General features: G+C 67.5%; 18 protein-coding genes. 16 read left to right on the top strand and 2 right to left on the bottom strand.

The features are described 5' to 3' along the window. Positions 1 to 291 precede the first annotated feature (291 nt). From wecB to LG3211_RS21080, 11 genes are all read left to right on the top strand, one after another. The gene (gene wecB, locus LG3211_RS27305) at positions 292 to 2,649 is read left to right on the top strand and encodes a non-hydrolyzing UDP-N-acetylglucosamine 2-epimerase (RefSeq protein ID WP_083512721.1); all 2,358 of its coding nucleotides are present in this window, start codon (positions 292 to 294) and stop codon (positions 2,647 to 2,649) included. A 107-nt stretch (positions 2,650 to 2,756) separates the two neighbouring features. After that, entirely contained in the window at positions 2,757 to 4,013 is a 1,257-nt protein-coding gene (wecC, locus tag LG3211_RS21035) for a UDP-N-acetyl-D-mannosamine dehydrogenase (protein WP_057944530.1), read from the top strand. Positions 4,014 to 4,044: 31 nt separating this feature from the next. Then, positions 4,045 to 5,337 carry an oligosaccharide flippase family protein gene (locus LG3211_RS21040; protein WP_057944531.1) on the top strand — a complete coding sequence of 431 codons (1,293 nt, stop codon included), beginning with the start codon at positions 4,045 to 4,047 and terminating at the stop codon, positions 5,335 to 5,337. Continuing rightward, positions 5,334 to 5,855, top strand: a complete 522-nt coding sequence (locus tag LG3211_RS21045; protein ID WP_057944532.1) for an acyltransferase — start codon at positions 5,334 to 5,336, stop codon at positions 5,853 to 5,855. The genes LG3211_RS21040 and LG3211_RS21045 overlap by 4 nt, the downstream gene beginning before the upstream one ends. A 9-nt stretch (positions 5,856 to 5,864) precedes the next feature. After that, positions 5,865 to 6,398: an acyltransferase gene (locus LG3211_RS21050; RefSeq protein ID WP_057944533.1), complete on the top strand. Its 534-nt coding sequence runs from the start codon at positions 5,865 to 5,867 to the stop codon at positions 6,396 to 6,398. Between the two features lie 11 nt (positions 6,399 to 6,409). Beyond that, positions 6,410 to 7,741, top strand: coding sequence for an oligosaccharide repeat unit polymerase (locus tag LG3211_RS21055; protein ID WP_057944534.1), 1,332 nt, complete (start codon positions 6,410 to 6,412; stop codon positions 7,739 to 7,741). After that, on the top strand, positions 7,738 to 8,835 hold the full coding sequence (locus LG3211_RS21060) for a glycosyltransferase family protein (RefSeq protein WP_057944535.1): 1,098 nt from the start codon (positions 7,738 to 7,740) through the stop codon (positions 8,833 to 8,835). Before LG3211_RS21055 ends, LG3211_RS21060 begins: the two co-directional genes overlap by 4 nt. A gap of 80 nt (positions 8,836 to 8,915) precedes the next feature. Next, entirely contained in the window at positions 8,916 to 11,063 is a 2,148-nt protein-coding gene (locus LG3211_RS21065) for a bi-domain-containing oxidoreductase (protein WP_057944536.1), read from the top strand. A gap of 40 nt (positions 11,064 to 11,103) precedes the next feature. Then, positions 11,104 to 12,750 carry a heparinase II/III family protein gene (locus LG3211_RS21070; RefSeq protein ID WP_057945659.1) on the top strand — a complete coding sequence of 549 codons (1,647 nt, stop codon included), beginning with the start codon at positions 11,104 to 11,106 and terminating at the stop codon, positions 12,748 to 12,750. Positions 12,751 to 12,756: 6 nt separating this feature from the next. After that, positions 12,757 to 14,016, top strand: a complete 1,260-nt coding sequence (locus LG3211_RS21075) for a glycosyltransferase family 4 protein (RefSeq protein WP_057944537.1) — start codon at positions 12,757 to 12,759, stop codon at positions 14,014 to 14,016. A 2-nt stretch (positions 14,017 to 14,018) separates the two neighbouring features. Beyond that, positions 14,019 to 14,780 (top strand): YdcF family protein, encoded by a 762-nt coding sequence (locus LG3211_RS21080; protein ID WP_057944538.1) that lies wholly within the window; start codon positions 14,019 to 14,021, stop codon positions 14,778 to 14,780. A gap of 129 nt (positions 14,781 to 14,909) precedes the next feature. Here LG3211_RS21080 and glmS read toward each other — a convergent pair whose 3' ends face one another. Further along, the gene (gene glmS, locus LG3211_RS21085) at positions 14,910 to 16,742 is read right to left on the bottom strand and encodes a glutamine--fructose-6-phosphate transaminase (isomerizing) (protein WP_057944539.1); all 1,833 of its coding nucleotides are present in this window, start codon (positions 16,740 to 16,742) and stop codon (positions 14,910 to 14,912) included. A gap of 399 nt (positions 16,743 to 17,141) precedes the next feature. Between glmS and LG3211_RS21090 the strand changes: the two genes are divergently transcribed. The 3 genes from LG3211_RS21090 to LG3211_RS21100 all read left to right on the top strand — a co-directional run bounded on the left by LG3211_RS21090 (position 17,142) and on the right by LG3211_RS21100 (position 22,538). Next, entirely contained in the window at positions 17,142 to 19,094 is a 1,953-nt protein-coding gene (locus tag LG3211_RS21090; RefSeq protein ID WP_222837537.1) for a sulfatase-like hydrolase/transferase, read from the top strand. A gap of 162 nt (positions 19,095 to 19,256) precedes the next feature. Continuing rightward, positions 19,257 to 19,835, top strand: a complete 579-nt coding sequence (locus tag LG3211_RS21095) for an ECF-type sigma factor (protein ID WP_057944540.1) — start codon at positions 19,257 to 19,259, stop codon at positions 19,833 to 19,835. Positions 19,836 to 19,850: 15 nt separating this feature from the next. Beyond that, on the top strand, positions 19,851 to 22,538 hold the full coding sequence (locus tag LG3211_RS21100) for a serine/threonine-protein kinase (RefSeq protein WP_057944541.1): 2,688 nt from the start codon (positions 19,851 to 19,853) through the stop codon (positions 22,536 to 22,538). Between the two features lie 25 nt (positions 22,539 to 22,563). Here the strand turns inward: LG3211_RS21100 and LG3211_RS21105 are convergent, their stop codons facing one another. After that, positions 22,564 to 23,418, bottom strand: coding sequence for a hypothetical protein (locus tag LG3211_RS21105; RefSeq protein ID WP_057944542.1), 855 nt, complete (start codon positions 23,416 to 23,418; stop codon positions 22,564 to 22,566). A gap of 426 nt (positions 23,419 to 23,844) precedes the next feature. Between LG3211_RS21105 and LG3211_RS21110 the strand changes: the two genes are divergently transcribed. Further along, on the top strand, positions 23,845 to 25,122 hold the full coding sequence (locus tag LG3211_RS21110) for an acyltransferase family protein (RefSeq protein WP_057944543.1): 1,278 nt from the start codon (positions 23,845 to 23,847) through the stop codon (positions 25,120 to 25,122). A gap of 139 nt (positions 25,123 to 25,261) precedes the next feature. Next, positions 25,262 to 26,200 (top strand): alpha/beta fold hydrolase, encoded by a 939-nt coding sequence (locus LG3211_RS21115; protein WP_057944544.1) that lies wholly within the window; start codon positions 25,262 to 25,264, stop codon positions 26,198 to 26,200. Positions 26,201 to 26,245 lie beyond the last annotated feature (45 nt).

A 26,245-nucleotide genomic window follows, 5' to 3' on the forward strand; every position in this document is an offset into this window, starting at 1 on the left:
CGCTTCCGTAACGAGCACAAACAAACGAACTACTAGCGCACAGTATTTAGCAACTGAACAGTGGCACGATTCCGCCCGCTGCTGGCCCGGACGCAAACGCGTCCAGGCCGGCGCGGGCGAACAACGAATCGTGCATCGACACCGAAGCAGATCTATCGATTCAACGTGATCGCGCGCCGCCGATACACCGCAACAACGGCGCGCAAGAATCACGAAGCAAGAAAACAGGATTGACCGAAGGGGGCGGTCGTCGGATGGGTCTACCGAAGACTTTCCTTGGATACAACGGTCATGATGAAAGAACAGTTCGTCATCGCGTGCGCCCTGACGTTCGTGGTCACCAGCATCGCGATGTACGCGATGTACCCGGTCGCCGGGCAGCTCGGTCTGATCGACCGGCCGAACGCCCGCAAACAACATAAGGGCCACATTCCCGTCATCGGCGGGATCAGCTTCTTTCTCGGCCTGCTCGCCGGCGCCCTCTACCTGGGCCTGGCCGATCGCTTCGCGGTCTGCCTGATCGCCACCTCCAGCCTGATCGTGGTCACCGGCGCGATCGACGACGCGAAAGACCTCAGCGTGCGCGCGCGGCTGCTGATCCAGACCATCGCGGTCGGCCTGATGATTTCCGGCAGCGGCGTATACCTCAACGACCTGGGCAATCTGTTCGGCACCGGCGCGATCCGCCTGGGCTGGATCGGCGTTCCGGTCACGGTGATCGCGGTGGTCGGCCTGATCAACGCCTTCAACATGCTCGACGGCATCGACGGCCTCGCCGGCAGCATGGCGATGGTCGGCATCGGCGCGATCTTCCTGTTCGACAACGGCGGCGTGCTGTCCAAGGGCGCGCTGCCCTTGATGCTGCTGTTGTTCGTCGCGCTGGTTCCGTACCTGTTCGTCAACCTGGGCGGGATGAACGAGCGCAAGATCTTCATGGGCGACGCCGGCAGCATGCTGATCGGCTATTTGACCGCGTGGAGCCTGATCTACCTGAGCCAGCGCGGCGCGACCCGCATCGATGCGGCCGAGGCGCTGTGGTGCATCGCCCTGCCGGTGTTCGAGACGCTCACCGTCATGTACCGCCGGGTCAGCAAGGGCCTGTCGCCGTTCAAGCCCGACCGCCAGCATCTGCACTACATCCTGCTCGACCACCAGCGCTCGCCCAAGGCCGCGCTGATGACCATCGTCGGCATCGCCTGCGCGCTCACCGCGGTGGGTTACTCGCTGCGCGAGCTGCCGGTCGCGGTCGGCCTGCTCGCGTTCTTCTTCGCCATGGCCGTCTATTCGCTGGCGCTGGCCCACGGCGACAAGCTCAAGCGCCTGCGCGGCATGTCGGGCGGATCGGACACGCCGGAACTGGCGTTCGCGCCGGAAGGCTCGGTGCCGCTGAAGACCACGCCGGCGCCGGCTACCGCCTATGCGCGCAACAACCTCGCGGGCGAATTCGCCCCGCATCCGCTGGCCACGCCGGCCAACGCCGCCATGTCGCAGCCATCGCGCGTGATCAAGACCCTGTGCGTGTTCGGCACCCGTCCGGAGGCGATCAAGATGGCGCCGCTGGCGAAGATGCTGGCGCAAGACCCGCGCTTCGATGCGCGCGTGTGCGTGACCGGCCAGCACCGGCAGATGCTGGACCAGGTGCTGAACCTGTTCGACCTGCAGCCGGACTTCGATCTCAACATCATGAAGCCCAAGCAGGACCTGACCGACGTCACCACCGCGATCCTGACCGGCATGAAGCAGGTGCTGTCCGAGCTCAAGCCCGACGTGGTGCTGGTGCACGGCGATACCTCCACCACCATGGCGACCACGCTGGCCGCGTACTACCAGCAGATTCCGGTGGCGCACGTCGAAGCCGGCCTGCGCACCGGCAACCTATACTCGCCGTGGCCGGAAGAGGCCAACCGCAAGCTCACCGGCGCGCTGGCGGCGATGCATTTCGCGCCGACCACGCTGTCGAGCCAGAACCTGCTCGACGAAGGCATTCCGACCGAACGCATCGCCGTCACCGGCAACACCGTGATCGACGCGCTCAAGGAAGTGCTGGTGCGCATCGACCGCACGCCGGCGCTGCGCAACGAAGTCGCCTCGCAATTCAGCTTCCTCGATCCGCAGCGGCGCATCGTGCTGGTCACCGGTCATCGCCGCGAAAGCTTCGGCGGCGGCTTCGAGCGCATCTGCCACGCCTTGCGCGACGCCGCGCTGCGCCATCCGGATGTCGATATCGTCTATCCGATGCACCTCAACCCGCAGGTGCGCGAGCCGGTCAACCGCCTGCTCACCGGCATCACCAACGTCCATCTGATCGAGCCGCTGGATTACCTGCCCTTCGTCTACCTGATGAACAAGGCCTACATCATCCTCACCGATTCGGGCGGCATCCAGGAAGAAGCGCCGTCGCTGGGCAAGCCGGTGCTGGTGATGCGCGACACCACCGAGCGGCCCGAAGCGGTCGCCGCCGGCACGGTGAAGCTGGTCGGCACCGATCGCCAGTTGATCGCCGACGGCATCAGCGAGCTGCTCACCAACCGCGCGGCGTACGAGGCGATGAGTTTCGCCCACAACCCTTACGGCGACGGCTTGGCCTGTCAGCGCATCGTCGAAGCCCTGGCCAGTTTCAACCGCGAAGACTCGCTGCTCGCCGCCTGAGTTTTCGCGTCGCCGCCACGCCCGCGCCCTTGGGTGCGGGCGTAGCGCGTTCACCCCACACCCTTGAGCGCAACACCCTCCCCGCACGGAGGATCACTGGAGTCTTTATGAGTTTCGACACCGTCTCGGTCATCGGCCTGGGTTACATCGGCCTCCCCACCGCCGCCGCTTTCGCCGCCGTGCGCAAGCAGGTCATCGGCATCGACGTGAACCGGAATATCGTCGATACGATCAACCGCGGCGAGATCCATATCGTCGAGCCCGATCTCGACGTGGCGGTACGCGCGGCGGTCTCGGGCGGATACCTGCGCGCCTCGATCCAGCCCGAATCGGCCGACGCCTATCTGATCGCGGTGCCCACGCCGTTCAAGAACGACCACGAGCCGGACCTGCGCTACATCGAAGCGGCGGCCAAGGCGCTGGCGCCGGTGCTGCGCAAGGGCGACCTGGTAGTGCTGGAATCCACCTCGCCGGTCGGCGCGACCGAACAGCTGGCGCAGTGGCTGGCCGAAGCGCGTTCGGACCTGAGCTTTCCGCAGGACGCCGGCGAAGACGCCGACGTCAACGTCGCCCACTGCCCCGAGCGCGTGCTGCCGGGCCATGTGATGCGCGAGCTGATCGAGAACGACCGCGTCATCGGCGGCATGACCCCGCGCTGCTCGGCGCGCGCCTGCGAGCTGTACAAGAGCTTCGTGCGCGGCGAGTGCATCGTCACCAACGCGCGCACCGCCGAGATGTGCAAGCTGACCGAGAACGCGTTCCGCGACGTCAACATCGCCTTCGCCAACGAGCTGTCGATCATCTGCGACAAGCTCGGCATCAACGTGTGGGATCTGGTGCAGCTGGCCAACCGCCATCCGCGCGTCAACATCCTGCAGCCCGGCCCCGGCGTCGGCGGCCACTGCATCGCGGTGGACCCGTGGTTCATCGTCGACAGCGCGCCGGAAGAGGCGCGGCTGATCCGCACCGCGCGCGAGGTCAACAACAGCAAGCCGCGCTGGGTGATGGACAAGGTCGATGCCGCCATCGCCGATGCCAAGGCCGACGGCAAGCAGGACAAGGACCTGACCATCGCCGTGTTCGGCCTGTCGTTCAAGCCCGACATCGACGACCTGCGCGAAAGCCCCGCGCTCGATATCGCCATCGAACTGGCCGCGCGCCACCCGGGCAAGGTGCTCGCGGTCGAGCCGCACATCGATGCGCTGCCGGAGAAGCTCAAGTCGCCGAACCTGATCCTGGTGGACTTCCCCACCGCCAGCGCGCAGGCCGACATCGGCCTGCTGCTGGTCGATCACAAGCCGTTCCGGGAGCAGGCCGCGCCCACGCACCTGCGCCTGGTCGATACCAAGGGCATCTGGGTCTGAGCCGCTTCGGCTCGGACGGAACGCTTGCATCATGATCCGGCGACTGATCACCACCGCCAGTCTTTCGGCCGTGAGCGCCATGGCCTCGCGCGGGGCGATCTTCGCCGGCGTGCTGCTGGTCGCCGGTTTGCTGGGGCCGCGGGCGTTCGGCCAGTTCACCCTGATCCAGACCACGGCGCTGTTGTTCACCACGTTCTGCGCGCTCAGCCTGGGGCAGATGGCGACCAAGATCGTCGCCGAAGCCCTGCAGGGCTCGCGCGAGCGCATGGGGGTGGCGTGGTCGGTGTCGTACGGTTCGGCGTTGTTGATCTCGCTGGTGTTCGCGGTGGCGATCGTGGCGCTGTCGCCGCTGGTGGCGCGCTACGTCGGACACGACGCCGCGCTCACGCCGGTGTACGCCAGCTCCAGCCTGCTGGTGTTGGCGGGATTTCTCACCGCGATCCAGAACGGCGTCGCCCTGGCCGTGGGCCGGGTCAAGGAACAGGCCTGGGCCAATCTGCTCAGCGCGCCGATCGCCTTCGCGATCATGGTGCTGGCGGCGTTTCAGCGCGATCTGCATTGGGCGATGTACGGCTACATCGCCTCGCAGATCGTGATCGCCGTCGGCCAGGAGCGCAGCCTGCGCCGCTACCGCCGCGAACACGGCCTGAAGTTGTCGCTGCGCACGACCACGCGCGCGGACTGGTCGGTGCTGTGGCGGCTGGGCCTGCCTTCGTCGCTGGCCGGACTGCTGACCGTGCCGGCGATGTGGCTGGTGATGGTGATGCTCTCGCACACCGCCGACGGCGCCACCGACCTGGGGCATTTCGCCCTCGGCAATCAGGCCCGCTCGATCCTGCTGTTCGGCATCGGCGTGGTCGCCAACGCGGCGCTGCCGATGCTGTCCTCGGCCCTGGCCCAGGGCGATCGCCACGGCGCGTCGACGGTGCTGCGTCATTCGATGGCGCTGCTGCTGGCGATCACCGGCGCCATCGCCTTACTGGCCGCGCTGGCGGCGCCGCCGTTGATCCACGCGCTGGCCCCGGCCTACGCCGGCTCGGTGGAACCGCTGCAATGGCTGCTGGCTTCGGTGGTGGCGACCGCGCCGACCACGATCCTGATGCGCAAGGCCACCGCCGACGGCCGCCCGTCGATTCTGCTCTACGGCAACGCGGTGTTCTGCGTGGTCCTGCTCGCCACCGCCGCGGTCGCCCTGCACATGCACGGCGGCGCGACGGGGCTGGCGTTCGCGTACTTCCTCGCCTCGCTGCTGCAGCTGCTGACTTTCGCCCTGTTCAACCGAAACGAGCTGCGCTGGAAGGCGCTGGCCCGGAGCAATTCATGAGCGTCGCCCGTCTGTTGAAGAAAACCGTGGTCCTGGGTGCGATCCGCATCGGCTGGCTGATCAAGCCGGGTCTGGTCACGCGTCTGTACACCTGGTACCTGAAATCGGAGGGCGCGCGCATCGACGGCCTGCCCAACTATCTGTCGGCCAAGATCTGGTTCGACGGCACCGACTACTCGCTGATCACCCTCGGCGAGGGCTGCACGATTTCCAGCAACGTGCGCATCCTGACCCACGACGCGGCGATCAACACCGTCGCGAAGGAACTCGGCCTGTTTTTCGATCCGCCGGAAATCCGCGTCAAGCCGGTGTCGATCGGCCGCTACAGCTTCGTCGGCACCGGTTCGATCATCATGCCCGGCGCCGACATCGGCGCGGGCTGCATCATCGGCGCCGGCAGCGTCGTGCGCGGCACGATTCCGCCGCTGAGCATCGTCGTCGGCAGTCCCGGCCAGGTGGTCGGCTCGGTCGGCGACTACGTCGGCAAGCTGTATCCCGACCGGCTGCGCGAAGGCTGAGGCGCCGGCATGTCCGCCCTGTCCAAGACCTGCTACGTGTTCGCGCGCACTTTGTCCGCGTTCGGCCTGCCCGGCCTGCGCGGGCTGCGCACGCGCGTGTACCGCTGGCATTTCCGCGCTGAACGCATGAGCGTGTCGGACCGGGTGATGGTGGTCGCCGCGCACCGCAGCGAGCACGCCGCGATCGCCTTCGGCCGCGGGGTGGAGCTGGGCGCCGATGCCTACATCGATTACTCCGGCGGAGTGCAGGTCGGCGATCACGTCGCCATTTCCGAAAGCGCGAAGATCTTCACGCACAACCACGTCGTGCGCCGCGGCCATGCCGACTGGCATCTCAATCCGATCGAGTTCTCGCCGCTGCGGATCGAGGACTTCGCCTGGGTCGGCGCCGGCGCGATCGTGCTGCCGCGGGTCAAGCGCATCGGCCGCGGCGCCATCGTCGGCGCCGGCGCGGTGCTGGCCGAGGATGTGCCGGATTTCGCCGTGTACGCCGGCAATCCGGCGCGCGAGATCTTCCGCCGCGACATCGACGGCGCGGGCTAGGAGGACGACGCATGGCGATCCTCTACTTCGTGTTCTTCATCGGCCTGGTGATGCTGGCGTTCACGCGCATCGGCGGCCGGCTCGACCGTTTGTTCGTCAATCCGATCCTGGTCTTCATCCTCACCGTCGCCTTCATCTACGGCTTCATTCCGTGGCTGAAGGACTTGCATCAGGTCCAGACCTACCCGTTCTACTACTCCTTCGACGCCAAGCTGGCGGCGCTGATGTTCTCGCTGGTGTTCTGCCTGTCCGGCATCGGCGGCTACGCCTTCGCCGGCGGCCTGAGCCGGCCGGTGCTGCCGCAGGTGCGCAGCCTGACCCGGCGCGAGCGCCGCCGCGTGCTGGTGCTGGTCGGGATTCCGGCGATGTGCGCGGTGATCTACCTGGCGCGCACGGTGGCCAGTTACGACCTGGCCGATTACATGAAGGACCGCATCATGATCCGCCGCGGCATGGGCCCGGCGGTGGTGCTTGCGTTCGCGGCGATCTGCTACTGCGCGATCCTGGTCACCAACTACCTCGCCTCGCGCCGCACCGACGGCCCGCCGCTGGCGCGCTGGCGATTGCTGCCGATCGGCGGCGTGGTGCTGGTGGTGGCGGTGGCGTTCGTGGCGATGGGCAACCGCAACTTCGTCTTCATCCTGATCGCGATCCTGCTGCTGGCTTCGCTATCGATCTACCGCGGCGAAATCGGCCGCGCGCTGATGCTGCTGCCGCTGCTGCTGATCGTCGCCCTGGGCCTGTCGGCCTGGGCCAAGGTGCGCACCACGCTCGACAGCGCCGACAGTTCCAGCCTCACCAGCGAAGGCCCAGTGCAGTTGCTGGTGTACGGCCTCAACGGCGCCTTCGGCAATGCCGAGAACCTGACCTGGCTTGCGCAGAACGATTCGCGCTGGGACTTCGTCTACGGCGAGACCGTGTTCGCCGCCGCGGTCAATCCGATCCCGCGCGCGCTGTGGCCGGACAAGCCCTTCGGCGGCGGCCCGGCGCTGCGCAACATGATCTATCCGGGCAGCTACACCCTGGAAGGCGAAAAACTCACCTCCTACACCACCGGCCTGCCGACCGAGGGCTACATGAACTTCGGCCTGTTGGGACTGATCGCGTTCGGCGCGGTCAACGGCGCCTGCCTGGCCGGCATTCGCAAGGTCTATGCGCGCCGGCGCGTGGTCACGCCGGTCGGCGTGGTGATCTACAGCTTCTCGATCTTCATGTTCTCTTCCGGATTTCTCTACATGGAACTGCTCGGCGGCTGGAGCCGTTATTTCATCACCCTGCTGTTGCTGTACGCCGTCACCTGGGTCGGCAACCGCCCCATCCGCATGCGCGGAGCCATGGCATGAACGCGATCATCCTGGGACAAGGCAATCCCTATCTGAAGAATCCGTACCTGAGCAAGTTGTCGAAGGTGCTCGACAGCGCGCGCATCCCGTACGAATTCTGGATCTGGAGCCGCGACAAGCAAAACGCCGACCTGCCCAAGGTCAAGGTGCTGCTGAGCTTCGGCTCGTGGGGCGGCGGCGCGGTCAACGCGCTGGGCTACGCGCTGTGGATGGCGTGGCTGACCGTGCGCGTGTTCTTCCAGCCGCGCGCCGGCGTGTACTTCTGCTCGCGCCTGGACGCGGCGCTGCCCTGCGCCATCGTCGCCTCGCTGCGGCGCTGCCGGTTCGTGTTCCTGGATCGCGACAAGCTGTCCAAGAGCTACGCCTGGCCGGCGCCGGTCAAGCGCGCGATCGAAGCCATCGAGCGCTTCATCGGCCGCAAGGCCTCGCTGCACGTGGTCCCGGGCGCCTCGCGCGCCGACGGCAACGACGGCGACAACGTGCGGATCGTGCGCAACACCCCGCACAGCGACGTGATCGCCCGCGCACGGCAGATGGCGGCGGCGCGGCCTTATCGCGACGGCCGCCTGCGGGTGCTCGTCAGCGGCCTGATCTCGCCCGAGCGCGGCGCGCGGATGATGCGCGAAGCGATGGAAGCCACCGCCGGCCGCATCGAGTTCGTCGGCGCCGGGCGCCTGCTCGGCGAGGACGCGCAGAGCCTGGCCCAGCAGATGGGCGCGAACTACCGCGGCATCGTCAGCAACGAAGACGCGCTGGCGATGCTGCTCAGCGCGGACGTGGTGCTGGCCTTCTACGATCCGGCGCTGGAGATCAACCGACTGGCCGAGCCGAACAAATGGTTCGACTGCGCGGCGCTGGAAATCCCCTTCTTCACCAATCCCGGCCTGTCCACCTCCGCCCCGTTCGAACAGGCCCAGGCCTGTTTCCTGGTCGAGTACGGCAACGGCGCGCGGCTGGCGCAAGACCTGCTGCGCATCGACGCCGACCGCTCGCTGCTGGACCAGCGCCGCGACGGCCTGCGGCAACTGCGCTACGAAGCCTGGGACACGGCGATGGCGCGCGTGGTCGCCGAATGCGCGCAGCTGCCGTCATGAACCTTGTCAATTCCATCGCAACACGCTCCGCGCTCCGTGCCTGAGCTCCCCTCCCCCGCATTCAACGCATCGGAACCGCCATGCAACAAGTCCTGCAAAACCTGCGCGACGGCAGCACTGAAGTCGCCGACGTCCCCGCTCCCGCGCTGCGCCGCGGGCATCTGCTGATCCGCAGCCACGTCACCCTGGTTTCGGCCGGCACCGAGCGCATGCTGGTCGAATTCGGCAAGGCCAACATGCTGCAGAAGGCGCGGCAGCAACCGGACAAGGTGCGCATGGTGCTGGAGAAGATCCGCACCGACGGCCTGGCGCCGACGCTCGACGCGGTGCGCAGCAAGCTCGATCAACCCCTGGCGCTGGGCTATTGCAACGTCGGCACGGTGATCGGCATCGGCCCGGGCGTGACCGGGTTCGAACTCGGCGACCGCGTCGCCTCCAACGGCAAGCACGCCGAAGTGGTCGCGGTGCCGGTCAACCTGTGCGCGAAGATTCCGGACGAAGTGGACGACGAGTCGGCCGCCTTCACCGTGCTCAGCGCGATCGCGCTGCAAGGCATCCGCCTGGTCCAGCCCACCCTCGGCGAAACCGTGGTGGTCACCGGCCTGGGCCTGATCGGCCTGATCACCGTGCAATTGCTGCGCGCGCACGGCTGCCGCGTGCTCGGCATCGATTTCGATCCGGCCAAACTCGCGCTGGCGCGCAGCTACGGCGCGCAGACCGTGGACCTGTCCAAGGGCGAAGACCCGCTGGCCGCCGCGCAGACCTTCTCGCGCGGTCGCGGCGTCGATGCGGTGCTGATCACCGCCTCGACCAAGAGCAACGAACCGGTCTCGCAGGCCGCGCACATGTGCCGCAAGCGCGGCCGCATCGTCCTGGTCGGCGTCACCGGCCTGGAGCTGTCGCGCGCGGATTTCTACGAGAAAGAACTGTCGTTCCAGGTCTCGTGCTCGTACGGCCCGGGCCGTTACGACGCCTCCTATGAGGAACGCGGCAACGATTATCCGGTGGCCTTCGTGCGCTGGACCGAGCAACGCAACTTCGAAGCGGTGCTGGACATGATGGCCAGCCGCGCGGTCGATGCCAGCGCATTGGTCAGCCATCGCTACGGCATCGCCGACGCCGAACAGGCTTACAGCGTGCTCGGCGGCGGCGAACCCTCGCTGGGCATCATGCTCGACTATCGCCGCGGCGAAGAAATGCCCGACGACCTGATCCGGCGCAAGGTGCCGCTGCCGGCCAAGCCGGCGGTGCGCGAAGTCGCCGGCGATGCCGACGGCGCCGGTGTGGCCTTCATCGGCGCCGGCAACTACGCCGGCCGCGTGCTGATTCCGGCCTTCGTCAAATCCGGCGCCAAGCTGCATACCGTGGTGACCAACAACGGCGTCGGTAGCGTCCACTTCGGGAAGAAGTACGGCTTCCGCAACGCCAGCACCGATACCGACGCGCTGCTGCGCGACGCCAGCGTCGGCTCGGTGGTGATCGCGACCCAGCACGGCAGCCACGCCGAACTGACCTTCAAGTCCTTGCGCCGCGGCAAGCACGTGTTCGTCGAAAAGCCGCTGTGCCTGACCCTGGAAGAACTGCAGACCATCGAGAAGGCGCACGGCGAGCAATCGGTCTACGGCGCCCCGCCGGTGCTGATGGTCGGCTTCAACCGCCGCTTCGCCCCGCAGGTGAAGAAGATGCACCAGCTGCTGGCCGGCGTGCGCGAACCCAAGTCGTTCGTGATGACGGTCAACGCCGGCGCGATTCCGGCCGATCACTGGACCCAGGACCCGCAACTCGGCGGCGGCCGCCTGATCGGCGAGGCCTGCCACTTCGTCGATCTGCTGCGCTTCCTCGCCGGCTCGCCGATCGTCGGCCATCAGCTCACCGCGGTCGGCGATGCCAGCGGCATCCGCAGCGACCGGGTCAGCTTCACCCTGAGCTTCGCCGACGGTTCCTTCGGCACGGTGCATTACCTCGCCAACGGCCATAAGAGCTTCCCGAAGGAACGCCTGGAAGTGTTCACCGCCGGCCGCGTGCTGGCGCTGGACAACTTCCGCAAGCTGCGCGGTTACGGCTGGCCGGGTTTCAGCAAAATGAATCTGTGGAGCCAGGACAAGGGCCAGGCCGCCTGTGCCGCCGCCTTCATGCAGGCGGTGCAAGGCAAGTCGCCGCCGCCGATCCCGCCGGAGGAAATCTTCGAAGTGGCGCGGGTCACCATCGAACTGGACGCCTCGGTCTGACGCGCATGAACGCCTTCACGCCCGCTTGCAGGTGCGCCGCATGAGCATCGCCTCGCGATTGCCGCGCATGTGGCACACCGTGCGTTATCTGCGCCCGGTGCAGATCTACGGCCGCGCCTGGCACCGGCTGCACCGGCCGCGCATCGAGCACGCGCCGGCGCCCGCGCCGGCCGCCACCGACACGCGTTGGACCGCCTGCGCGCGCAATCCCTCGATGCTGGGCGCGAACCGCTTCCGTTTCTTGAACGACGAACGCGAGCTGGCCGGCAACGACTGGAACAGCACCAAGCTGCCCAAGCTGTGGCTGTACAACCTGCATTACTTCGACGACCTCAACGCCGACGGCGCGTCGTCGCGCAGCCATTGGCATCGCGAGTTGATCGCGCGCTGGATCGCCGACAATCCGCCGGCCGGCGGCAACGGCTGGGAGCCGTACTGCCTGTCGCTGCGCATCGTCAACTGGATCAAATGGCGCTGCGCCGGGCAGGCCTTCGGCGATGCCGCCCGCGAGCGTTCGGCGCTGAACAGTCTGGCGATCCAAGTGCGTTTCCTGCGCCGGCGACTCGAACGCCATCTGCTCGGCAATCATCTGTGGGCCAACTACAAGGCGCTGCTGTTCGCCGGCGCGTTCTTCCAGGGCGCCGAAGCCGCGCGCTGGCGCACCGAAGGCTTGAACGGACTGCGCCGCGAGATCGACGAGCAGATCCTCGCCGACGGCGGCCACTTCGAACGCAGTCCGATGTATCACGCGATCCTGCTCGAAGACCTGCTCGACATGGTCCAGCTCGCGCGCCTGTTCCCCGAAGCGGTGCCGCACACCGACGTGGCGCTGTGGCGCGACAAGGCCGGCGCGATGCTGCGCTGGCTCAGCGTGATGACCCATCCCGACGGCGGCATCGCCTTCTTCAACGACGCCGCGCTCGGCATCGCGCCGAACTTCGCCGAGCTGTCCGCCTATGCGCTCGCGCTCGGCATCGAAGCGCCGGAACCGTCCGACGAAGCCATGCAGCTGCTGCCGGATTCGGGCTACGCGCGTCTGCAATGCGGCGACGCGGTGGTGATCGCCGACGTCGGCGACATCGGCCCGGACTATCTGCCTGGCCACGCCCATGCCGATACCTTGAGCTTCGAACTGTCGCTGCGTGGACGCCGGGTGCTGGTCAACGCCGGCACCTCGCGCTACGACATCGGCGCCGAACGGCTATGGCAGCGCGGAACCTCCGCGCACAACACCATCGAGATCGACGGGCAGAATTCCTCCGAAGTGTGGAGCAGCTTCCGCGTCGCCCGCCGCGCTCGCGCATCGGCGGTCGAACACGGCCACTTCGGCGAAGGCGCCTGGCTCGCCGCCTCGCACGACGGTTATCGGCGCCTGAAGGGCCGGCCGGTGCACCATCGCCGCTGGGTGCTGCAACCCGGCGCGCTGCGCATCGAGGACCGCATCGACGGCGCCTTCGATCGCGCCGTCGCGCGCTACCGCGTGCATCCGGATATCCGCATCGAAGATCACGCCCTGCACCTGGATGCGAACTTCGGCCTGCGCTGGCGCATTGAGCCGGCGACCGAACGCACCGCGGCCAGCATGTATCACCCCGAATTCGGCCTCGGCCGCGCCTGCCGGGTCATCGAGGCGACGCTGGACCCGGCCGTCGGCAACGCGGTCGCCCTGTTCCTCTGGGATTGTTGAGCTCTCATGCGCATTCTTTTTCTATCGGACAATTTCCCGCCCGAGGGCAACGCACCGGCCACGCGCACCTATGAGCACGCGGTGCGCTGGGTGCGCGCCGGGCATGAGGTGACCGTGATCACCTGCGCGCCCAACTTCCCCGAGGGCAAGTTGTTCGACGGTTACCGCAACGATTGGCGCAGCGTGGAAACCATCGACGGCATCCGCGTGGTGCGGGTCAAGACCTACATCACCGCCAACGAAGGCTTCATCAAGCGCACCCTGGATTACTTGAGCTTCATGGCCGCCTCCACCGTCGCCGGCCTGTTCGAGCGCCGCCACGACGTGGTGGTGGCGACCTCGCCGCAATTCTTCTGCGCGCTGGGCGGTTGGATGCTGGCGCGGCTCAAGCGCCGGCCGTTCGTGTTCGAACTGCGCGACCTGTGGCCGGCGTCGATCACCGCGGTCGGCGCGATGAAACGCAGCCTGGCGATCCGCGTGCTGGAACGGCTGGAGATGTTCCTGTACCGCAGCGCGGATGCCATCATCCCGGTCACGCAGTCGTTCCGCGAGGAGCTGATCCATCGCGGCGTCGACGCCGGCAAGATCCACGTCGTGCTCAACGGAGTGGACCTGCAGCGCTACGTGCCGTGCGCGCGCGACACGGCGATGGCGCAACAGTACGATCTGGACGGACGCTTCGTGGTCGGCTACCTGGGCACCCACGGCATGGCGCACGGACTGGAAACGGTGGTCGATGCCGCGGAGAAACTCCGCCACGATCCGCGCATCGTGTTCTTCTTCGCCGGCAGCGGCGCCGAGCGCGCGCGGGTCGAGCAACTGGTGGCCGAGCGACAACTGGCGAACGTACGCATGATTCCGCGTCAGCCCAAGGAAATGATGCCCAAGCTGTGGGGGCTGTGCGACATCTCGCTGATTCCGCTGCGCGACAACCCGGTGTTCGGCGGCGTGATTCCGTCCAAGCTGTTCGAAGGCATGGGCATGGGCATTCCGGCGTTGATGTCGCTGCCGCGCGGCGAAGCCACGCGCATCGTCGAAAGCACCGGCTGCGGCTTGTGCGTCGCTCCGGAGAATGCGCAGGCCATGGCCGATGCGATCGCGCAGTTGGCCGGCGACCCCGAACGCCTGCAGCGCCTGCGCGCGGCAAGTATCGCCGCGGCGCCGGCGTATTCGCGCGATCGTCAGGCCGGATTGATGAGCGACGCGCTGCTGCGCCTGCTCGACGACGATACTCGCGGCATGTTGCCGACTTCGAAAGGCTCGTAACGATGGACGCCGTCGCCGCCGCGCTGGGCTGGTTGATCGAACCTCTGCATCTGTCGCTGCTGGCGGCGGGACTCGCGGTGGTGGCGTGGCTGGCGCGCTGGCGCCGCAGCGGTCTTTCGTTGTTCCTGGCCGGCGCGGTGTGGTCGCTGCTGTGGTCGATGCCGGCCGCCGCCGATGCGCTGCGCGATTCGCTGCAACGCGCTTATCTGGGCCAGTCCGCCGAAGGCATGCCGGCGGCCGACGCCATCGTCGTGCTCGGCGGCGATATCGGCCGCCTCGACCGTTTCGACAGCGGCGACGCGCAGTCGCCGGAGTTGGCCGACAACCGCGTCGCCGCCGCCGCGCGCGCATGGCATGCCCAGCGCGCGCCGACCATCCTGCTCAGCGGCGGCCCCAACGGCACCAGCCGCGGCATCAGCGAAGCGCGGATCATGGCCCAGGCATTGGCCAAACTCGGCGTGCCCGAGTCGGCGATGATCCAGGACGACAGCAGCAGCGACACGCGGCAGAACGCCGAACACGCCGCGCGCATCGCGCGCGAACGCGGCTGGCAACGGGTGATCCTGGTGACCTCGGCGATGCACATGCCGCGCGCGCTGCGCTGGTTCAATCATCAACGCCTGCCGGCGCTGCCGCTGGCGCCGGCCGAGGCGCCGCCACTGCTGAGCGCGGCCACGCCATGGCAACCGTCGATGCGCGCCTTGCGCTACAGCGCGCGCGGGCTGCGCGAGTACGCGGGGCTGTTGGTGGCGATGGTGGTCTGAGCCGCCGCGCGGACGGACGGACGGACGGACGAAACAACTGTAACGAAAACGGCGCCCCGAAGGGCGCCGTTTTCTTATCGAAAGGTTTCGCGAGCGCCGATGGCGATTCGCGAAACCGACCGCCCGCGCTTACTCGACCGTAACCGCCTTGGCGAGGTTGCGCGGCTTATCGACATCGGTCCCGCGCGCCAGCGCCGCGTGATACGCCAGCAACTGCACCGGAATCGCATGCACCACCGGCGACAGCACGCCGACGTGACGCGGCGTGCGGATCACGTGCACCGCCTCGGATTCGCCGAAGTGGCTGTCCAGGTCGGCGAACACGAACATCTCGCCGCCGCGCGCGCGCACTTCCTGGATGTTGGATTTCACCTTCTCCAGCAGGCTGTCCTTCGGTGCGATCACCACCACCGGCATGTCCGCGTCCACCAGCGCCAGCGGGCCGTGCTTCAGCTCGCCCGCCGGATACGCCTCGGCGTGGATGTAGGAGATTTCCTTGAGCTTGAGCGCGCCTTCCAGCGCGATCGGGTAATGCACGCCCCGACCCAGGAACAAGGCGTGATGCTTGGGTGCGAAGCGGTCGGCCCAGCCGATGATCTGCGGTTCCAGGTTCAGCGCGTGCTGCACGCTGCCGGGCAGATGGCGCAGCGCATCGACGAACTCGGCTTCCTGCTCCGCGCTCAGCTTGCCGCCGAGCTTGGCCAGGGTCGCGGTCAGCGTGAACAACGCGACCAGCTGCGTGGTGAACGCCTTGGTCGACGCCACGCCGATCTCGGCGCCGGCGCGGGTGTAGTACACCAGCTTGCTCGCGCGCGGGATCGCGCTCTCGGGCACGTTGCAGATCGACAGCGTCTTGTCGTGGCCCAGCGACTTGGCGTACTTCAGCGCTTCCATCGTATCCAGGGTTTCGCCCGACTGCGAAATCGTCACGATCAGTTGCTTCGGATTCGCCACCGCGGCGCGGTAGCGGTATTCGCTCGCGATCTCAACCTGGCACGGCAGGCCGGCGATGGCTTCGATCCAGTAACGCGCGGTCAGGCCGGCGTAGTAACTGGTGCCGCAGGCCAGGATCTGCACGCCCTCGACACCGGCGAACACCGATTCGGCCTGCGCGCCGAACAGTTCCGCCGAGAACCCGCCGTCGTCCATCACTGCTTCGATGGTGTCGGCGATGGCGCGCGGCTGTTCGTGGATTTCTTTCTGCATGAAGTGGCGGTACGGGCCCAGTTCCAGCGAGGCCAGCGACACGTCGGACACATGCACTTCGCGCTCGATCGCCGCGCCGGTCTGGTCGAACACGCGCACCTGGGCGCGGCTGACTTCGGCGGTGTCGCCTTCTTCCAGGAAGATCACCCGGCGCGTGGCTTGCAGAATCGCCGACACGTCGCTGGCGACGAAGTTCTCGCCCTCGCCCAGGCCGATCAGCAGCGGGCAGCCCATGCGCGCGGCGATCAAACGGCCGGGTTCGTTCTTGCTGACCACCGCGATCGCATACGCACCGACCAGTTCGCTGACCGCCGCCTGCACCGCGGCGAGCAGATCCAATCCCTGCTTCTGATGGAAATGCACCAGGTGCGCGATGACCTCGGTGTCGGTCTGCGATTCGAAGGTGTAACCGGCCGCGCGCAGGCGCTCGCGCTGCTCGTCGTGGTTTTCGATGATGCCGTTATGCACCACCGCCAGTTCGCCGAAGCTGATGTGCGGGTGGGCATTGGCCTCGGTGACGCCGCCGTGGGTGGCCCAGCGGGTGTGGCCGATGCCAATCTGGGCCTGGAAACCTTCCGCCTGCGCGGCGTTCTCCATTTCGCTGACGCGGCCGGTGCGGCGCACGCGGCGCAGCTGGGCGCCGTCGAACACGGCAATGCCAGAGGAATCGTAGCCACGATATTCCAAGCGTTTTAGTCCGTCGATCAGGACCGATACCACATCGCGATCCGCGATCGCTGCAACGATTCCGCACATGCTGGAAGTACTCCGGGGGAAGTGGCGATAGTTTATCCATCCCGCCTCGCGACAGACGCGACACGCGTCTCGGCGAACGCCGTGGCTTTCGCGTCTCTCACCCCGGATTCAGCTTGGATCGAACCGATCGGCCCGCGCCGCTCGAAGGCGGGGGCGCGGTCGTGAGTCCGGTGACAGAACGGTGACCATCATCGCGTCGAAATCCGCGTGACTGCCCGCATCGGAATTCGCGGGCCCCGCTCCGAATCGACGCACCGCCGCCCGGCGTCACAGCCCGCCGGCTCCGCCGTTCTAGCGAGCATGGCCGTCCGCGCGGCCAGCCCTCGTTTTCACCCCTATCGATCGACCGGCCGGGTTGCTCCGGCGTCCGCAGTAGTCGCGTCCCAACCTAGGAACGTCATGATCAGTCCCTCCGCCAAGCCGAACATCCTCGTCATCCTCGTCGATCAACTGCGCTTCCCGCGTTATGCCTACGGTGCCGAGGGCGGCTTCGCGCCGCAGCTCAAGGACATCGTCGGTTTCCAGGGCGAGCCCGAGGCCGACAACGACTATCGCCGTTTCTTTCCCGGGCTGTGGTCGCTGCGCAAGCATTCGGTGGTGCTGCGCAAGCACACCATCGCCTCCTCGGCCTGCATTCCCAGCCGCGCCGCGCTGATGACCGGGCAATACGGCGCGCGCACCGGCGTGACGCAGACCGACGGCTTGTTCAAGAACGGCGACACCGATGCGTTTCCGTGGCTGGCCGAAGACGGCATCCCGACGCTCGGCCACTGGTTCCGCGGCGCCGGGTACAAGACGCACTACTTCGGCAAGTGGCATGTCAGCAATCCACCGGCGCATTCGCTGCAGAAATACGGCTTCGACGATTGGGAGTTGTCGTGGCCCGAGCCGCACGGATCGAGCATCAACAACCTCGGTGCCTATCGCGACATCGGCTTCCGCGATCTGGTCTGCGGCTTCCTGCGCGGACAGGGCCTGGGCCTGCCGTACAACCGTCATCTGGCGCAGCAGGATCAAAGCCGGCCGCTGGCGCAACCGCCCGGCACCGAAGCCAAGCCGTGGCTGGCGGTGGCGTCGTTCGCCAATCCGCACGACATCGCGACTTATCCCGGCCTGCCGCGCGGGCTCGATCCGGATGCGCCGCCGCTGGGTCCGCTGCCGGTGCCGGCGCAGGGCAGCTTCAGCAATCCGCCAACCGCCGGCAGCCTGAGCCTGGCGCTCAACCCGCTGGGATTTCCGCAGGACAACGCGCGCGTGCCGCCGAGCATGGACGATCCGCTCAGCAACAAACCCGCGTGCCAGTTCGATTACGCATACAAGATGGGTCTGGCGCTCGCGGCCAAGACCGGGCTGTCGGCGCAGACCCAGGCCGGGCTGGATGCGGTCAACGCCGCCTTGCTGTCGGGCATTCCGTTCCAGCTGACCCGCGATCCGCACGAAGCGGTGCTGCGTTTCATCCAGTACTACGCCTGGCTGCAGCATCTGGTGGATGGGCACATCCGGCAAGTGCTCGACGCGCTGGACGAATCGGGCCAGCGCGAAAACACCCTCGTGGTGTTCATGGCCGATCACGGCGAATACGGCGGCGCGCACAACTACATGATCGAGAAGTGGCATACCGCGTATCAGGAAACGGTGCACGTGCCGGTGGTGATCCAGTCGGCGCGGGTCAACGATCGGCCCGACATGCGCCAGATCGATGCGCTGACCAGCCACATCGACATCGTACCGACCCTGCTCGGTCTGGCCGGAATCGATGCCGCGCAGCGCGAACAGATTCGGCAGACGCTGCGCGAGACCCGCCCGGTGCCGCCGTTCCCGGGCGTGGACCTGAGCGCGGTGATCCGCGGCGAACAGACCGAACCGAAACAAGCCGACGGCCAGGTGCGCGAAGGCATCCTGTTCGCGACCGACGATGAAATCACCGAACGCCTGCACGCCGACATCGATCCGCATCAAGTGCATTCCGATCGCGAGTTCAAGATCTTCCTGGACATGGTCGATGTGGTCCGAGACGGCAGCAGCCGGCTGCCGTACAACGGTCCGGTACCGCAACTCGCGCCCGGCCCGGTGCGCCAGCCCAACCACGTGCGTTGCGTGCGTTCTGGCGAGTGGAAATTGGTGCGCTATTGGGACCCGCGCGGCATCGAATCCGACCAGTGGGAGTTGTACGACCTGGAACACGACGGCTGCGAGATGACCAACTTGCTGGTCACCGACGGCCACTTCCCGACGCCGATCGCCGCGTTGCCCGCGCCCTACACCGCCGTACAGATCGTGGAGACGGCGAACCGGCTGCTGCGGTTGTTGCAGCGCTACGAAAAAGAAATGCTGTCGGCGACGGAGCAGTAATCGCCCGCGCGTCGACGGCCGGGCGCCGCCCCGGCCGTCGGCGGCGGATCGGACCATCAGATCGCAGCCGTCTGGCTGTCGCTTCCCCAACGCGGACATCGACAAATAGCTCACCCGAAACTGACGCGTTATGCTGATGCCATCCCTTCCGGCGCCTTCCCGATGACCGCCGCTGCTCCGCAAGACATCACTCGGCTTCTGGAGAGTTGGCGTAATGGCGATGCCAACGCCGAGACGCAGTTGCTCGAACAGATCTACCCGGTGCTGCGGCGCTTGGCGCAACAGCGCCTGACCCGCAGCGGCCAGCTCACGTTGCTGGCCACCGAGCTCGCCAACGACGCCTATTTCAAGCTGGTCGAACAGCGCGACGCGCCGTTCCAGAACCGCGTGCATTTCTACGCCATCGCCGCCCACGTCATCCGCCGCCTGCTGGTGGATCATCTGCGCGAACGCTCGGCGCTCAAGCGCGGCGGCGGCGTGTTGCAGGTCACCTTGCAGGCCGGGCAGGACGTCGCCGCGGCCACGCCGGATCTGGCCGACGCGCTCGATCTCGATCGCTTGCTGCAACGCCTGGAACGCATCAACGCGCGCGCCGCCAGGGGCGTGGAGTTGCGTTACTTCGGCGGCCTGACCATCGAGGAAACCGCGCAGACCATCGGCGTGTCGCTGCCCACCGCCAAGCGCGACTGGCAGTTCGCCCGCGCCTGGCTGCACGACCAACTCGCACCGCCCGGCGCCTGAGCCGGAACCTTCGCCATGCAGACGTCCACTTCGGTGTGGTCGCAAGCCGCGGACTTGTTCGCGCGCGCGCTGGAACTGCCGGCGGCGCAGCGCGAAGCGTTCCTGCGCGAGCAATGCGCCGCCCAGCCCGATCCGGCGGCGCTGTACGACGCGGTGCAACGGCTGCTGCACGCGCACGAATCGCTGGACGAATCGACGGACGATTCGGCTCCTCCCGAGCGCTGGCATGAGGCCGCCGCGGCCGCGGCCGAGGACTGGATCGAGCACGACGCCGAGCGCCTGAGCCCGGGCAGCCGCGCCGGCCCGTTCGTGATCGAGCGCGAACTCGGCGCCGGCGGCATGGGCCGGGTGTATCTGGCGCGGCGCGAGATCGATCAGGGCGAGCAACGCGTGGCGCTCAAAGTCGCGGCGTTTCACCGGCTGGCGCCGCAGGTGCGGCAACGTCTGCGCCGCGAACGACAACTGCTGGCGTCGCTGGAGCATCCCAACATCGCGCGTCTGGTCGACGCCGGCGATCTGGCCCCGGATCGTCCTTACTTCGCGATGGAGTACGTCGACGGCGAGCCGATCCTCGCCTACTGCGATGCGCGCGAACTGTCGCTGCGTGCGCGCATCGCGCTGATGCTGCAGGTGCTGGCGGCGGTGGAGTACGCGCACCAGCGGCTGGTGCTGCATCGCGACCTCAAGGCAGGCAATGTCCTGGTCGATGGCCAGGGCCGGCCCAAGCTGCTCGACTTCGGCATCGCCAAGACCCTGGCCGGCGACGGCGGCGCCACCGACGCGGCCGCCACCGCCGATGCGCAGTCGTTCTTCTCGCCGGCCAGCGCCGCGCCCGAGCAGGTGCTGGGCGCGGCCACCGGCGTCGCCACCGACATCTACGCGCTGGGCACGCTGATGTACCAATTGTTCGCCGGCGAACTGCCGCTGGCGACGGCCGAATCCAATCCGGCTCTGCTGGCCCACGCCATCGCCAACACGGTGCCGGCCCTGCCCAGCCGCGCGGTCGCGCAACTGGAGAAACACGATCCGCAGCGCGCGCTGCGGATCGCCCGTCAACGCCACGCCGGCAGCGCGGCGGCGCTGAGCCGGCAATTGCAGGGCGACCTGGACACGATCCTGGCGCGCTGCCTGCGCAAGGAACCGGCGCAGCGCTACGCCAGCGTGGAGCGGCTGGCCGCCGATCTGCGCGCGGTGCTGGAATCTCGGCCGATCGCCGCGCGCCATGGCGAAACCCTGTACCGCCTGGGCAAGTTCGCCCGCCGCCACACGGTCGCGCTGAGTTTGGCCGCGGCCATTTGCGCGATCACCTTCGGCTTTCTCACCTACACCGTGCTGCAGTCGCGGCAACTGGCGCTGGCGCGCGATCGCGCCGAAGCCCGGCGCGTGCAGGCCGAGCAGGTCACGCAGTTCATGGTCGATCTGTTCCGCGCCAACGATCCGGAACAAGCGCTCGGCAAGAATCCCGGCGCGCGCGAACTGCTCGCGCGCGGCTCAAAGCGACTGCAACGCATCGACGATCCGGAAACCCGCGCCGCGCTGGCGTTCGCCATCGCCGACATCGATCTGTCGCTGAACGATTTCGACGGCGCCGAACGCCATTCGAGCGATGCGCTGAAACTTCGCCAGGCACTGCCGCAAACCGATCCGAAGGCGCTGCGCCAGACCTATCTGCAGCGCGCGCGCGTCGCCGCGGCGCGGGCCGAGTATGCGCAGGCGCAGCAGTTTCTCGATCAAGTCGAGCAACGCTTGCCGTCGGGCGCCGCCGCCATCGACGAAAGCCTGCAGATCCAGCGCCAGCGCGCCGGGCTGTACCAGTCGCAGGCCCGTCTGGAGGCTTCGCTGAAACTGTGGGAATCGGTGGATCGCGAGCACCAGCAGCGCTACGGCGGCAGCGACCCGCGCAGCATCGAAGCCCGCCATGGCTGGACCAGCGCGCTGCGCGCCGCCGGCCAACAGGCGCGCGCCGCGCAACTGGAGGCGCAGCTGCCCGTGGTCTCGGCCGAACACGCCGACACTCCGGTCGTCGCCAAGGCGATCTACAGACAAGCCCTGCAACACCGCGACGCCGGCAACTATGCACAGGCCGAACGGCTGGCGCGCGAAGCGCTGCGCATCGACCTGAAACTGCACGGCGAGAATCACGGCGACACTGCCGACGCCTTCAACGCCTTGGGCACGATCGAACAAGGCCGCGGCGACTACGCCGCGGCGGTGGATTATTTACAGCGATCGATGCAGATCAAGCGCGCGGTCAACGGCCCGGCGCATCCGCGCGTGGCCGGGGCGCAATTCAATATCGGCCTGATGCGGCACCTGTATCTCAACGATCCGGCCGGTGCCGAGCCGCATCTGCGCAAGGCGGTGGAGATCGGCGCGGCGGTCTTGCCGTCGCGGCATCTGAATCTGGCGTTCTATCGCATGGGTTGGGCGATGGCCCTGCACGATCTGCATCGCGACGCCGATGCGCGCGCGGCGCTGGCGCCGGCGCGCGAAGTATTCGAAAGCACGCCGGGGCAGACCTTGAATCTGGCCCTGGCGCGGGCGGAAACCGTCTGCCTGTCCGCGCCCCCGCTGAGCGCCGCGCAGAAAACCGAGTTGGCGCAGGCGCTGGTGACGGTCCGCGCCGAACAGGCCGCGGACCATCCCAAGCGCCGCCGGGTGGAAAGCTGTCAGGCGCGCTTGAAATCCATCGCCGCGCGTTGAATCCGCCGCGTCGATGCGGCGCGTCTTATTGAACGGCCATGGGCTGCGGCGATTCGGGCGGATCGACCGGCGCCTCGCCGGGGTCGAAGCGGGCATCGACATCGACGTCGCGGAACTCCGGCGGCCACGACAGATGCACTTTCATCCCCTCAAACATTTGCGCATCGCGCAGGAGGCCGTTGCGCAGGCGGATCGGCCGCCACTGGCCTTCGGGCAATTCGAACCGCGCCACCACGGGCTTGTCGGAGTCGCGCAGCCCCACCAGCACCGAGCGGCCGTCGCGCTTGAGGTACAACCACGGCAACCGGGCGAACTGAGCCGAATCCGGGAGCATCTCCCCCAGCTTGATGCGCTGGTTGTCCAACAGCAACGGTTCGATGCCGGGCTGGGTCGACGACGACCAGCCGCGACCGGGCGGGATCACCCAGTCCATGTTCAACACAAGGTCGCGGCCTTCGCGCCTGAGCGACAGCGCCAGCATGCGGCCGGCATTGGACTTGTCCTGCGACTCGAACGACCACTCCACCAACGCCGCTTCCGTATCCGATACCGACGAACTGCCCAGGCTCGCCGAACGCACGGTGAAATCGATCTGCAGGTGCTCCGGCGTCGCGATGGCCACGCCGCTGCTGCTGAGCGCCGCATACAGACTTTGATTGAACGGCATGTCGCGCAGCCGCAGCAGGTGCGGATCGGTTCCCCATCCGTCCACACCCGCGCTCGGACTCGGCGCCATCAGTTTGACTTCGCAGCCGCCGCCGTTCGGATCGGGCGGAACCGGGTCGGTCCCGAGCGCGTTATCGCAAAAATCGTTCCCCGCCATCGCCTGCCCGCTCAACAGCAACAACGACGCCAAGATGGGATAGCACAACCTGTTCATTCGGATCTCCTTGTAAAAACGATGTTCGCAACCGCCGGTGCGGCGCCGTCCGCGCCGCGGATCGGGCCGGCTGCGATCCTTGCGCGTGGGTAACAACGCTTGCGGCTCGCGCAGACCGCAACCGGGTAGGTGTCGCGCACGCAGCCCGCGCGCCCGCCAGACATCATCGCCGCCGCGCGCCGCCGCCGGCGCGGTCGCGGGTGGTGTGATCCATAGCTCGTAATCGGCGCGGCGAACGGCTCATGCCGGCGCGAAATCCCGCCTCACGCCGGCGCCGCGGCGGGCCCGAGCGCGTCGGCGATCACAGTCGCGCGGACGCGAATCGCAGGCGCCGCCGGGTGCGCGGCGAAGCGTGATCCAGCCGCCAGAAGCCCGCGCGCGGCCCGGCTAGTCTCGCCCAATCCCCTCTCGCAATTCGTGAACCGTATGGTCGATATCCATCAGGTCTGGCCGTACTTCGTCATGATGCTGGCGACCTTCGCCTTCGCCTGGCTGCCGCTGTTCCGGCGCGCGGACCTGATCGGACCGCAACTGGACAAGCGCACCGACACCCTGGACGGCCTGCGCGGCTTCCTGGCGATGAGCGTGTTCGCCACGCACGTGATCGTCCACTACGACTACCTGCTCACCGGGGTGTGGAAGCCGTCCTCGGCGCAGTTCTACAACACCGCCGGGGTGGTGTCGGTCTGCGTGTTCTTCATGCTCACCGGCTTCCTGTTCTGGAACAAACTGCTCAAGGCCGACGGCCGTCCGGGCTGGAAGGATCTGTATATCGGCCGCGTGTTCCGCCTGGGGCCGATGTACGTGGTCGCGGTGCTGGTGATGATCGGCGTGGTCGCGTACCGCACCGGATTTCAATGGCGGGTGCCGCCGCTGCAGGCCATCGCCTCGGCGCTGGCGTGGCTGGCGCTGGGCATCGTTCCGCCGCCGCCGACCATCAACGGTTACACCGGCACCGGCACGATTCTCGCCGGCGTGACCTGGACCTTGTTCTTCGAATGGCTGTTCTATTTCTCGCTGCCGCTGCTGGCGTTCTTCGTGCGCCGCCGTCGCCATCTGATGTTCACCGCCAGCGTCGTCGTGCTGTGTCTGCTGACCATCCTCGCCGCGACCTGGGGCGGCGGCTTCGAACCCGGAGTCAAGCCGCGCCCGATCCTGCTGCTGGCGGTATTGGCCGAACTGATCCTGATGCTGGCTTCGGGCATGTTCGTCGCCTCGCTGCTGCACGCTGGGTTCGGCGCCAGGCTGCAGCTGCACAAACCGCAGTGGGCCGCGGTCGCGCTGGCGTGCATCGTGCTGGTGTTCGCGGCGATGCTGAGCACGCGCAGCATCGGCATGCTGCAGTTGTTGGCGCTGTGCCCGCTGACCGGCGCGTTCTTCTTCATCGTGTGCTCGGGCAATCGCCTGTTCGGCGTGCTGTCGCTGGCGCCGGCGCGGCGGCTGAGCAATATGAGCTACAGCATCTACCTGTCGCAGGGATTGGCGATGGTGGCGGTGTTCGCGATCCCCGACGTCAAGGCGTATGCGCTCAGCGGCACGGTACCGTTCTGGATCGTCAACATCGGCTGCGGCCTGGTGCTGTGCCTGAGCGCATTGGCGACGTATCTGTACGTCGAGGAGCCCGGCATCCGCATGGGCAAGCGGATCGTCCAGCGCCTGGGCAGCAAGCGCGCGCCGCTGGGCGCGGTGCCGTCGCCGACCTGAAGCCCTGGCGGCTGCGTCGCCGCAATCGAGTCGTCCTCTCTCGTTATAGATATGGGGCCGGCGGAATTCCCTTCAAGACTTTTATAATTCCAGGAAATTCATATAGTTGCGTCGTTCTCTCAGCTCCCGCGGGCGACCTATGAACGACTTCGACACCTCCGCTCAAAGCACGCCCTCGCGTCCGCCGGACGCCTTGCCCACGTTCAAGAACGACGCTGCGCGCGACCGCTATCTGGCCGCTTACGACGCGGCCGTGCGCGACTGGCCGATCGCCTGCGAAGAACTCGATATCCCAAGCCGTTGGGGATCGACCCACGTCATCGTCAGCGGCCCGGTCGACGCGCCGCCGCTGGTGTTGCTGCCCAGTTTCGCCGGCACCGCCACCGCCTGGCGCCTCAATGTCGCCGGGCTGAGCGCGCACTACCGCACTTACGCGATCGATGTGATCGCGCAGCCGGGCAAGGGCTGGTCGCATCGGCGTTTGCGCGATCGCCGCGAGTACGCCGACTGGCTCGGCGAAGTGCTCGATGGCCTGGGCCTGTCGCGCGTATCGATCGTCGGCTGTTCGTTCGGCGGTTTCCTCGCCTTGAATCAAGCCTCGCTGACGCCGCAGCGGGTCGAGCGCGTGGTGATGATCAGCCCGGTCGGCAGCTTCGCTTCGCAATTGTGGAAGCTCACTTACTCGGCGCGGATCAAGCGGCCGCTGGTCAAACTCTGGCGCCGCCTGAGCGGCAGCAAGCGCGCGCCGGGCATGACCGACCTGGGCGTGCGGCCGCCGCGCGACACGCTATGGGCCGCGCTGATGGCGACGACGATGATGCCGGCGTTCTCCGCGGTCGGCGTCATCAACCCGGCGGTGCTGAGCCGGCGCGAACTGCGCGCGATCCGCGCGCCGGCCTTGTTGCTGATCGGCGACGCGGAGCGGCTGTACGAACCGGCGGCGATGGCGCGATTGGCACGCAAGCGCATGCCCGCGCTGGAAACGGCGGTCGTGGCCGATGCCGATCACGTCGCGGCGATGGCGCAGCCCGATGAGGTCAACGCGCGGATCCTGCGGTTCCTGCAACCGCGCGATTGAAGCGGCAACGCCGATGAGGATTTCATCGGCGCTGCCCGTGCGAGG

It is taken from the genome of Lysobacter gummosus (assembly GCF_001442805.1).
Lineage (GTDB): Bacteria > Pseudomonadota > Gammaproteobacteria > Xanthomonadales > Xanthomonadaceae > Lysobacter > Lysobacter gummosus.